General features: G+C 72.1%; 8 protein-coding genes. 3 read left to right on the forward strand and 5 right to left on the reverse strand.

Translation table 11 applies throughout. The features are described 5' to 3' along the window. Positions 1 to 124: 124 nt before the first annotated feature. The 4 genes from AAH979_RS13190 to eccD all read right to left on the reverse strand — a co-directional run bounded on the left by AAH979_RS13190 (position 125) and on the right by eccD (position 3,766). A complete protein-coding gene (locus tag AAH979_RS13190) occupies positions 125 to 421 on the reverse strand; it encodes a WXG100 family type VII secretion target (RefSeq protein ID WP_346258346.1) in 297 nt (98 codons plus the stop codon). Between the two features lie 14 nt (positions 422 to 435). After that, on the reverse strand, positions 436 to 819 hold the full coding sequence (locus AAH979_RS13195; RefSeq protein WP_346258347.1) for a WXG100 family type VII secretion target: 384 nt from the start codon (positions 817 to 819) through the stop codon (positions 436 to 438). A gap of 72 nt (positions 820 to 891) precedes the next feature. Further along, positions 892 to 2,310, reverse strand: coding sequence for a type VII secretion protein EccB (gene eccB, locus AAH979_RS13200; protein ID WP_346258348.1), 1,419 nt, complete (start codon positions 2,308 to 2,310; stop codon positions 892 to 894). A 58-nt stretch (positions 2,311 to 2,368) separates the two neighbouring features. Beyond that, on the reverse strand, positions 2,369 to 3,766 hold the full coding sequence (gene eccD / locus AAH979_RS13205) for a type VII secretion integral membrane protein EccD (RefSeq protein ID WP_346258349.1): 1,398 nt from the start codon (positions 3,764 to 3,766) through the stop codon (positions 2,369 to 2,371). Positions 3,767 to 3,858: 92 nt separating this feature from the next. Between eccD and eccCa the strand changes: the two genes are divergently transcribed. The 3 genes from eccCa (at position 3,859) to AAH979_RS13220 (ending at position 9,836) form a co-directional block, all read left to right on the forward strand. Then, complete coding sequence (gene eccCa / locus AAH979_RS13210) at positions 3,859 to 7,908, forward strand: type VII secretion protein EccCa (RefSeq protein ID WP_346258350.1); 4,050 nt, start codon at positions 3,859 to 3,861, stop codon at positions 7,906 to 7,908. 104 nt (positions 7,909 to 8,012) lie between these two features. Next, positions 8,013 to 8,417, forward strand: coding sequence for a hypothetical protein (locus tag AAH979_RS13215; protein WP_346258351.1), 405 nt, complete (start codon positions 8,013 to 8,015; stop codon positions 8,415 to 8,417). Positions 8,418 to 8,429: 12 nt separating this feature from the next. Further along, positions 8,430 to 9,836, forward strand: coding sequence for a hypothetical protein (locus AAH979_RS13220; RefSeq protein WP_346258352.1), 1,407 nt, complete (start codon positions 8,430 to 8,432; stop codon positions 9,834 to 9,836). 141 nt (positions 9,837 to 9,977) lie between these two features. On the opposite strand, the gene AAH979_RS13225 is transcribed toward AAH979_RS13220, so the two are convergent. Beyond that, a complete protein-coding gene (locus AAH979_RS13225) occupies positions 9,978 to 10,496 on the reverse strand; it encodes a hypothetical protein (protein WP_346258353.1) in 519 nt (172 codons plus the stop codon). Positions 10,497 to 11,111 lie beyond the last annotated feature (615 nt).

An 11,111-nucleotide genomic window follows, 5' to 3' on the forward strand; every position in this document is an offset into this window, starting at 1 on the left:
GCACAGCGCCGCCCCTCCCCGGACCCGACCGGTCATCGGACCTCTTTCCACCTGAGCGTGCGACGCTCACGCACCGCACCCGACCTTGCGATCCATCGGATCACAGGGGAGGTGGAAAGGCTCGCTACATGTGGTGCGCCCGCATCATCGAGACGAGTTCGCTCTCGGCGTCCGACATGAGCGCGTGCGACCCGCTGATCTTTCCCTGGATCTGGCCGCCCATCTCGACCAGGGCGCGGGCGGCGTCGCGCCACTCGGCGCGGAGCAGTTCGTACTCCTGCACCGAGCTGCCCCGCCAGGTCCCCATCAGCGACTCGATGTGCTTCTCGATCGAGGTGAGCCGCTGGTTCATGTTCTCCATGGCTTGGCCGTACGCGGCCGCGCCGGTGGTCATCGTCGCGCCGACCATACGAATCTGCATGACAGTCCTCCGAATCAGGCCCGCAGGGCGGCGTAGACACCGCTGGACGTGTCGGCACCGGTCCCGCCGGTGCCGGGGATGCCCTCGCCGAGGTCGACCATCGAGGCCCGGATCTGCGAGTCGGTGAACTCGTGCTTTTCGGCGACCCGGTTCAGCAGTTCGGCGAGCCCGTCCAGGGCCACCTTGATCCGGTTGAGCTGCTGCTGGTAGCCGGCGTTCACCTCGCCGAACATGGCACCGCCGGCGCCCATCCAGTCGTCGGGCATCTGGCTGGTGCCGGACTGGATGGCGCCCTTGACCTCGCTTTCGATCAGGGTGGCCTGGGTCCGCACCTGACCAGCGGTCTCCCGCATTTCCTCGATGTAGTTCTGTACCAGTTCCTCAGTGCCACCTGCCACGGCCGCTCCCTCCACTGGAAACTCGTCGGGCCGACGAGCTGAGGTCAGGGTACTGTGGATGATCGCGACGTTCTATCCCGGCGGAATCGCCCGGACCGCCGCCGTCGGCTCCAACACCGGGCCGTGCGGCACCCGGGCCATCAACCCGGTGGGCAGCGGGATGGCCCGTTCCGGCTGGTAGCCGAGCTGGCCCAGCACCTCCGGGCTCGGCACGGGATAGGCGATTCCGTGATCGGTCACGAGAAACCAGGTACCTCCGGTCGCCTGCGGCGCCGGCTTGGCCAGTACCACCACGCCCCGGCCCGGTTCCACCGCGACGTGGTCGGCCAGCGGGACCCCGGCGGCGGTGGCGGGAGGCCGGGCGGCGGCGTCGAGGTCCCCGGTGACCGGTACGCCGACCGTGACGACGCGTCCGTCCCCGGCGTCACTGATCCGCACGCACACCCCGGTGCCCGACACGACCGGTACGACCGTCGGGGTGGGCTCGGCGGGCAGGATGCCACCGGTCGGCAGGTTCCCGTCGACCGTCAGCGGGGTACCGCCGACCGGGGTCGGGGCCGCCGTACCCGGATAGCCGGGGTCGGCCAGCAGGATCCGGGCCTGTAGCTCGGTGACCCGGTCGACGCTGTTCGGCTTGACCACGTAGTGCTGCTGGGTCGCGGGGTCGACCAGCACCTCGCCGACCTTGGTGCCCTTGCGCCAACTGCTCTCCCGGCCCCGGTTGGCGACCTTTATGGCGCCCAGCGGTGCGCCGGCGGGCAGCACATCGAGCCAGGCGAGCGTCACCGGATGCGCCTGGGCCGGGGCGACCCGCAGCGCGTCGGTGACGATGGCGTCGTCCCGGATGGCGTGCCGCCGGCCGTGCCAGATCAGGTGCCGGGCGCCGTTCGGGTCCACCACCAACACCGCGGCCGAACCGAGCCCGTCCCCGCCGCCCGGCCGCCATCCCGCGTACACGTAGGTGAGTGGCACCGGATAGCCGACGGCGTCCCGGGCGGTCACCCCGCAGATCGACCACGGATCGGTGCGCAGCTTCTTCGGATCCGGCAGGTTGTCCGGGGCTCCGACGATGCCCACCCGGGGGCCCTTCGGCCAGGTCAGCGAGGCCCGGGCGACCAGGTACGGATCCTTCGGCCGGTCCAGCAGCAGGCGGGCCGAGGCGTAGTTCGCCACCGGGTACAGGGTGCGCAGGTCGGGGCGGCAGTAGTACTTCGTGCCGGTCTCCCGCTCGATGACCACCGCGTCGCATGCCTGCCAGCGCTTGTTGCCGCTGGGAAAGAACTTGCCGTAGACGCCGACCGCCGCGAGCGCGATCACCGTGACCATCACCGCCGCCAGCGAGGCGCCGGCCAACCGCCGACCGGGCCAGTCCAGCGGATCGGGCTTCTGTGCGAGCAGGGCGGCGGTGAGCCGTCCGCGTAGGAACTGTCGGGAGTGGATCAGGTCGCGGCGGGTCAGCATGAGACCGCCCCCGCTGCCGCGCTCGACCATGCCGGCATCGCTGCCTTGGCCGACGTTGCCGGCGTCGCTCTCCTCCGGTCGATGCGGTTCAACCGAACAGCCCCCGGGCGAGGCCGAACAGACCCAGCACCGCACAGGCGAGCAGGGGGGCGACGACTACGCAGACGATCTCGACGATGTCGCCGATCCGGCCCAGGTTGGGCGGGAGCGGACGGCGGGCCGCCGCGGCGGCCACCCCGTACGCCCCGGCTGCGACCGCGAGCATCCCGGCCAGTACCGGAACGATCAGGTCGACCCGGGTCGTGGTGTCCATCGCCAGCCAGCCGGCACCGCCCAGCAGCAGCGCGCCGAGCAGCGCGGTGAAGCCGGGCGGCACCCGGTGGCGTACCGCCGCGAAGGTGCGCATCCGGAGGGCGCAGATCAATACCACCAGGACGGCCAGCAGCGACGCGCTGACGTCGGCGGCCCGGGCAAGCACCCCCACGCAGAGCAGCAGAATCGCGCAACTCCCGGCCAGCACCCCGGTCAGCAACTCGTCCGCCCGCCGGACCAGCGCGGTCAGCCGGGCCAGCGACGGGAGGGACGCGACCTTCGAGACGTCCTCCCCTGGCCGAGGCACCTCCGGGCTGGGCAGGCCACCGTGTGCCGTGGCGAGTCGAGGCAGCAGCGGGGCCAGCAGAACCAGCGCGCCGGCCAGCCCGGCGGCTGCGGCGACCGGGCCTACCTCGGTGGCGACCAGCGCCCAGATCGCGCCGAGCAGCCCGATCGTGAGACCCGTGTGGAAGACCGGCCGGTGCACGTCGAGCCCGGCCAGGGCGAGGGAGGCGGCCAGCATCAGCCCGGCGGATCCGACGAGCAGCGGCCAGGCGTGCAGCACGGCACCGAGGTCGGCGGGGCCGGGCAGCAGGGCGCCTCCCACACCCGCGTAGACCATCGCGTACACCCCGAGCAGGGTGGCCAGGCCGGGTTCCCGGCGCCACCGGGCGACCGCCGCGCCCGCACCGACCAGCACCGCGGCGACCGCCAGCGCCACCTGGCCCGCGCGGACCAGGGGCGGCCCGGCCAGCAGGAGCAGCAGGACCGCGCCGCCGAGGATCGCGGCGACGGTGACCAGACCGGCGTGGTACGTCGAGGTGCCGCCCCACACCCGGCCCTGCCGCGCCGCCGTCTCCGCCACACCGCCGGCGAGGTCGTCGTAACCGGGCTCCGGCCAGTGCTGGTCACGCGGGGCGAGCAGCAGTACGTCGCCGTCCCGGATGCCCAGCCCGGACAGCGACTGCACCGGCTCCAGCACACTCCCGTCGAGCCGCCGGACCACCCAGCCGCCACGCGGTACGCCGTCCTCGGCGAGCCCGTCGCCACCGTGCCGGAGCAACGCCGGTTGCAGGTACGTCAGGGGTAAGTGGTCCGGTAGCGCCATGTCCACGCGTCGCTTCGGCGTCATCAGGACGATGCGGGTGAGACCGATCGTGGTCGGCGTCGCCATAAGCAGCCTCTCAACGGCCTGTCGGGCAATCTGGACTGGACACCCTCGCCGTGACCCCGTATCCCCTACGATGCCCGGGTGGGAGCGTCTGCATGGGCACAGTAGTACGCAAGCGACCCGCGCGTCGGTTGGCTCCGCCCTACCCGCAGGGCGAGGTGGCCTTGGAGCCGGTGCCGGAGATACCCACTCCGGGCGGGCGCTCGTGGAGCCGGCTGCTCATCATGCTGCCCATGCTCGCGGGTGCCGCGGCCATCGCGCTGATGTTCGCCGGCGGCAGCGGCAACAACCCGTTCCGGTGGTTGACCGGCGCGCTGTTCGGGGTCTCGATGCTCGGCATCGTCGCGGTGCAGTTCGCCTCCTTCTCCGGCGGGGCGAGCAAGCAGGAGATGCAGGAGCAGCGGCGCGAGTACCTCTTCGAGCTGAACCAGCAACGGCGCGCCGTACGGCAGACGATCCAGCGGCAGCGGGCCGCCGAATACTACGCCCACCCCGACCCGGACGCCCTGTGGTCGCTTGTGGACAGCGCCCGGCTGTGGGAACGGCGATACTCCGACGCCGACTTCGGGCAGGTCCGGATCGGGCTCGGGCCACGCGACCTCGCCGCCACGCTCGTCGTACCGCCACCGGTGCCGGCGGAGAAGGCCGAGCCGGTGAGCGCGCTGGCGGTACACCGCTTCGTCGAGGCGTACCGGCAGGTGCCGGAGCTGCCGACGGTGCTGGCCCTGGGCGGGTTCGCCCGGGTCTATCTGCGCGGTGACCGGCGCCGGGTACGGGCGCTGGTCCGGGCACTCATCGCCCAGGCCGCCGTCTGGCACGCCCCGGAGGACCTCGTCGTCGCGGCCTGCGTCGGTCGTTCTGCGCGGGCCCAGTGGGAGTGGGCGAAATGGCTGCCGCACACCCTGCACCCCACCTCGACCGACGCGCTCGGTCCGGTACGCCTGATCGCACCCTCCGTCGTCGCCCTGGAGGCGATGCTGGAGGACCTGGTCGCGGATCGGCCGAGATTCGACCCGACGGCCGCCGAGGCGCAGTTCGACGGGGCACACCTGCTCGTCGTGATCGACGATGGCGACCCGGCCGGCTCGGACCACCTGCTGATCGACGGCGGCGTCGAAGGTGCCACCGTGCTCGACCTCAGCGGCGAGCCGCCCCGCAACCTCGACCGGGCCACCGTCGTCTTCGACGTCGGCGCCGACGGGGACCTCCGGGCGACCACCTACGCGGGCGGGCAGCGGCTGGGCCGCGCGGACGCGTTCAGCCTGGTCGCCGCGGAGTCGCTGGCGCGGCAACTCGCGCCGCTACGGCTGTCCGGCGGCGGCGGGCAGGACCGGGCGATGAACGCCGAGCACGGCCTGGCCGAGCTGCTCGGGCTCGGCGACCCGTACGAGTACGACGCCGCGCTCGGCTGGGCGCCCCGGCCACACCGCGAGCGGCTGCGGGTGCCGATCGGGATCGGACCGGACGGCGCCAAGGTGGAACTGGACCTGAAGGAGTCCGCCCAGGACGGGATGGGCCCGCACGGCCTGCTGATCGGCGCGACCGGCTCCGGCAAGTCGGAACTGCTCCGCACCCTGGTGCTGGCGCTGGCGGTGCAGAACTCCCCGGAGACGCTCAACTTCGTGCTGATCGACTTCAAGGGCGGCGCCACCTTCGCCACCCTGGACCGGCTGCCGCACACCAGCGCCGTGATCACGAACCTCGCCGACGAGCTGCCGCTGGTCGACCGGATGACCGACGCCATCAACGGCGAGCTGATCCGCCGTCAGGAGCTGCTGCGCCGCTCCGGCAACTACGTGTCGCAGCGCGACTACGAGCGGGCCCGGGCGGCCGGCGTACCGCTGGCGCCGCTGCCGACCCTCGTCGTGGTCTGCGACGAGTTCAGTGAACTGCTCTCCGCCAAGCCGGACTTCATCGACATGTTCGTCCAGATAGGACGGCTTGGCCGGTCACTCGGCGTCCACCTGCTACTGGCCAGCCAGCGGCTGGAGGAGGGCCGGCTGCGCGGCCTCGACACGCACCTGTCGTACCGGGTCGGGTTGCGGACCTTCTCGCCGGTGGAGAGCCGCACGGTGCTCGGCGTCAACGACGCCTACGAGCTGCCCCGCGCCCCGGGGCACGGCTTCCTGAAGTTCGGCACCGAGGCGCTGGTCCGGTTCCGCGCCGCGTACGTCTCGGGCGCGTACCGCCGGGCGGGCGCGGCCGAGCCGGCCGGTGGCGACGATCGGGTCCAGGTCTACACCTCCGGATACGTCGCGCCGGACGACCTCGCCGGCACCACCGGCGAGGATTCCGGCGCTGCCGGCGTGGTCTCCGCGGCCGGTGGGGGGACCGGCGCCGGCCGGGCCGGTACGGACCCCACCGTGGCTTCGGCAACCGCCCAGGCCGCGAAGCTGACCGGGCCGAACGAGCCGGTCGAGGTCGAGCCGGACGGGGTCGAGGTCGAGCCGGGCGACGAGACGCTGCTGGAGATCCTCACCGGGCGGCTGACCGGGCGGGGTGTACCGGCGCACCAGGTGTGGCTACCACCGCTGTCCACTCCGCCGAGCCTCGGCGAGTTGCTGGACGGCGAGGAGCCGGAACCGTTGCGGGTGCTGGTCGGCGTGGTGGACCGCCCGTTCGAGCAGCGGCGCGACCCACTCCGGCTGGACCTGTCCGGCGCCGGCGGCCACGTCATCGTGGTGGGCGCGCCGCAGTCGGGCAAGAGCAGCCTGCTGCGTACGCTGATCGTCAGCCTCGCTCTCACCCACACACCGCGCGAGGTGCAGATCTACTGCCTGGACTTCGGCGGCGGCGTGCTCGCCTCCATCCGGGACCTGCCACACGTCGGCGGGGTCGCGGCCCGCCGGGACGCCAACCAGATCCGGCGGACGATCGCGGAGGTGGAGACCATCGTCGCCACCCGCGAGCAACTCTTCACCGAACGCGGCATCGACTCGATCGCCACCTTCCGGCGGATGCGGGCCGCCGGTGAGCTGCCCGAAGAGCGGTTCGGCGACGTCTTCCTCGTGGTGGACGGCTGGGTCACGGTCCGGGACGAATTCGAGGACCTGGCCGAACGGATCATCGCGCTGGCCGGCCGCGGCCTGTCGTACGGCGTGCACATCGCCGCGACGGCCGGACGCTGGCTCGACCTCCGCTCGGCGCTGCGGGACGCCTTCGGCACCCGACTGGAACTGCGGCTGGGCGATCCGTCCGACTCCAGCATCGACCGGCGGGCGGCGGCCAACGTTCCGGTGCACGCGCCCGGCCGGGGCATCACGCCCGGTCGGCACCAGTTCCTGGCCGCACTGCCTCGGCTGGACGGCGGCTCCGACGTGGCAGATCTGCCGCCGGCACTGACCGAGCTGGTCGTCAAGATCCGCGACGGCTGGACCGGTGACCCGGCGCCCCGGGTACGGCTGCTGCCGCCGATGGTCCCGTACGAGCTGCTGCCCACCGCGACCGACGGGCCAGGGCCGGCGGTCGGCCTCGCCGAGCTCGACCTCGGCCCGGTCCATCTGGACCTGAACGCCGACCCACACTGCTTCCTGATCGGCGACGTCGAGTGCGGCAAGTCGTCGTTCCTGCGGATGCTGGCCCGGGCGGTCGCCGACCGGCAGACACCCGGGCAGGCCCGGATCATCGCGATCGACTACCGGCGCGGCCTGCTCGGCGCGCTTCCCGAGGAACACCTCCTCGGCTACGGCAGCTCGGTCAACCAGGCCACCGAACTGCTCCGCGACGCGGCCGGCGCGCTCCGGGAACGGCTCCCGGGGCCGGAGATCACTCCGGAGCGGTTGCGCGCGCGGGACTGGTGGAGCGGCCCCGAACTGTACGTCCTGGTGGACGACTACGACCTGGTGGCCGGCGACCGGAACCCGCTCGGCGTGCTCCACGAGTTGCTGCCGCAGTCGAGGGAGGTCGGGCTGCACGTGGTGGTGGCGCGGCGCAGCGGCGGCGCGAGCCGGGCCTTCTACGACCCGCTGCTCGCCCGGATCCGGGACCTGGGCTCACCGGGCATCCTGATGTCCTGCGACCCGGTGGAGGGGCCGCTGCTCAGCGGCGTACGCCGGCCCGGTCCGCTGCCCCCCGGCCGCGGCTGGTTGTCCACCCGGCGGGACGGTGCCCGGCTGGTCCAGTTCGGATGGCTCGACGTGGACTGACGATTCTCACCAGGCGATCGGCCAGATGGGTCTGCCGCGGCTAGCGATATCCGATTAGGATCGCTGATCATTGCCACGCTGTGCCCGCGACGAGGAGGACAGAGATGGCTGCCACTGACAACCAGGAGGCTGCCGGCGCTTCCGCCGGCCTCGACCTCGACGTCGAGACGGAGCACCTCAAGACCTTTGGTGAGAAGATGTGGAACGCGGCCAACGCGTTCAGCGCCGAGGTGATCAAGGCCGGAAACTCCAGCTTCGAGGTACCGGCTCCGGAGTTCGTCGAGATGGTGGAATTCGCCAAGAAGATCACCGACGACACGGTGGAAGCAAACCGGTTCACTGCCGACGCGGCGAACGGCCTGATGTCGTACGGCAGCGCCGCGATCGTCAGTTTCAACAAGTACGGTTGGGGCGACGACCAGGCCCGGCTCTCGTTGCAGGACGTCCGCGACGCAATGAAGGCCACCGAGCAGCCGGGGTCCGCTTCGCGAAACGCCACGGCTGCCTGACGGTCGGCGATCATGGCCGCTACGAACTGGGAACAGTACGATCTCGACAAGATCCTGAGCATCTTCATGTCGGTCAACGTCGGGAGCCTCACCGAACACGCCCAGCGCTGGCGTGCGATCGGCGCGGCGATCAGTAACGGCGGAAAGACGCTGGCCGACGAGACCCGGAGCCTTGCCGGGAGTTGGAAGAGCAGGGCGGCCAGCGCGTTCACCGACAGCGCCGACCAGGCGGTCGACCGGATGACCCAGTGGGGGTCCCAGGCCCCCGTCCGCGGCGACCACATCGAACTGGTCGGCATGGCGGTCAGCTGGGCACAGGGCGAGCTTGAGCGCCTCAAGGCGCAGCGCCAGCAGGAGTTGGACCAACTCCAGGCGGACAAGGAACGGATTCCCTTCCACGACATGTCCGGTGCGTTGGAGGGCCAGATCGTCAACAAGTACAACGAGCTGGCCCGGACGGTGGCCACCCAGGCAGCCGCCGAGATCAGCGCGTTGACCCCCTGGAAATCTCCCGGGCCCTACGTCGGGCTACGCGACGTCCAACGCACGGTTCCCACCCCGAACCTGGGTCCGAACGGCACTCCCGTCCCGCCCGGCACCGGCCTTCCGAACGGCACTCCGAACGGCACTCCGAACGACACCACCGGTCAGAGAGAGCAGCAGCCGGTCAATCCTCCGCCGGGACCGCTGCACCAGCTGACTCGCACGGACGAGCCGATTGCCGATCCCCGCCAGACCGGCAACCCGCAGACCGGTCCGCAGGAGAACAACGTCAGCCAGCCGCCTAACCAGCAGCAGGTCTCAGCGCCGCAGACCGACGTACCGCAGGTCGGCGAGCCGCCCGCGCCGGGCCAATCGCCGGGCTCCGGCGTAACGCCGCCACCGACGCTGCCGGGTGGGGTGCCCGGGGGCGTACCGGGTGGTGTGCCCATCGTCCCGTTCGTGCCTGGTAGCGTCGGCGGCGGTTCCGGTGGTCGCGGTTCAAGCGGCCTCGGTCCCAGCGGCTTCGGTGCGGACGGCGGCGGAGGCGGCCTGGGTGGCGTCGGGGCGGGGCGGGGCGGGGCGGCTGCACCCACCGCCTCGAACGACCTGCTCGGGCGGCTCGCTGGCGCCGAGGGCGGCGGCGGAGGCGGCCTTCTCGGCGCGGCCCGCTCCCCGGTCGGCACCCCTGCCGGTGGCGGCGCCCCGATGATCCCGCCGATGATCCCGCCGGTCGCCCCCGGAGGCGGGAATGGTGGCGCACTGTCCGGCCGCCAGACCCGGCGTACCGCGCGAAGCGGTGGTGCGCCTCGCGTCGTCGGCCAGGAACCCGTCGCCGCACCCCAGTCGATCAGCGGTCGTCAGGTGGACAAGAAGAAGTCGCCGCCGCCACGACAGCAGGAGACCGAGCGGCAGTCGGCGGTGACCTACGGCGCGTGATTCTGATCCGCTCTGCCGAGAACGCGATGACCTGTCGGGCGTACGGCCCTACTGACCGAACCCGAACGTCTGAAACGGTGAGCATCTGGTGCCTGTGATCATCTGCCCTGCCTGTGGGGAACCGGACGAGGACGACTCGGTCTACTGCCTGAACCCGGGCTGCGGGGCCCTCTTGGTGGTGCTCCGGCCCGAGCAGCCACCGGAGCAGGCGGCGGGCGCCGACCCGGCCGACCCGGCCGTTCCCGCCGAACCCAATGCGGTGGGCAGCTCCGCCGGGCCGACCGGAGCACCGACATCGGTGGCGTCGCCCGAGGTGACCAAACCGGTGAAGGCGGTCAGAGTCACGAAGTCGGCCAGACCGGCGAGGTCGGCCAGACCGACAAAGGCAGCTAGAGCCGCCAGGTCGGCCAGACCCGGGAAATCCGGCGTACCCGCAAACTCGGCCGGACGGGCTGGCTCAACCGAGACGGCCACACCAGCCACCCCGGCCAAGGCGACCGCACCGGTCGAGCAGGCTCCACCGGTTAAGAAGCCCACACCGGTCGAGAAGGCCACAGCGGTCGAGAAGGCCACAGCGGTCGAGAAGCGCACACCGGTTAAGAAGGCTGCGGTCGCCGAGAAGGCCACACCGGTCGAGAAGGCCGCGGTCGAGAGGGCCACACCGGCGACACCGGGCGACAAGATTCCGGCAGCCACAACCGCCAAGAAGGCGAAGGCCGCAACCGCCGAGGAGGCCCCGCCGGCTGCGGCAACAATTGATGGGCCGGCCGCCCCGACCGGAGCACCGGAGGCGACAAGAGCACCCGCCCCGGGCGGCGAGGGCCCGACTGAGCCCGTTCCGGCTGGGACCTCCCAACCCGAGACGGTGATACCGACGACCGAGCCCGGTGGTGCCGGCAAGCCTGCCGGCACCGGCTTCCGAGGCACGTTGGGCAGGCTGGCCAGGATCGGCAGACGGGGCGCCAAGCCGCTGGCGGCAACGCCTGCCGCCGCACCAGGCGGACCGGCCGATCCGGGCGAGGTCGGGGTTCCTTCCCCCACCGGCGAGGTTCACGGGGTCGATCCGCCCGGATCGGCGAAGGCTCGGCCTGCCGGCGAAGGGGCGCCACCAACGTCGGCACCCGCGTCGCCACCGGCGGAGCCTGCGCCGGCCAAGGCCCGGCCGACTCAGCCGGTCGAGGCCCAACCCACTCAGCCCGGCAAGGCCCAACCCGGCACAGCAGCCAAATCCCAACCCACCCAGCCCGTCAAGGCCCAACCCGGCACACCGGTCAA

Origin of the sequence: Plantactinospora sp. ZYX-F-223 (assembly GCF_039649625.1) — a bacterium.
Lineage (GTDB): Bacteria > Actinomycetota > Actinomycetes > Mycobacteriales > Micromonosporaceae > Plantactinospora.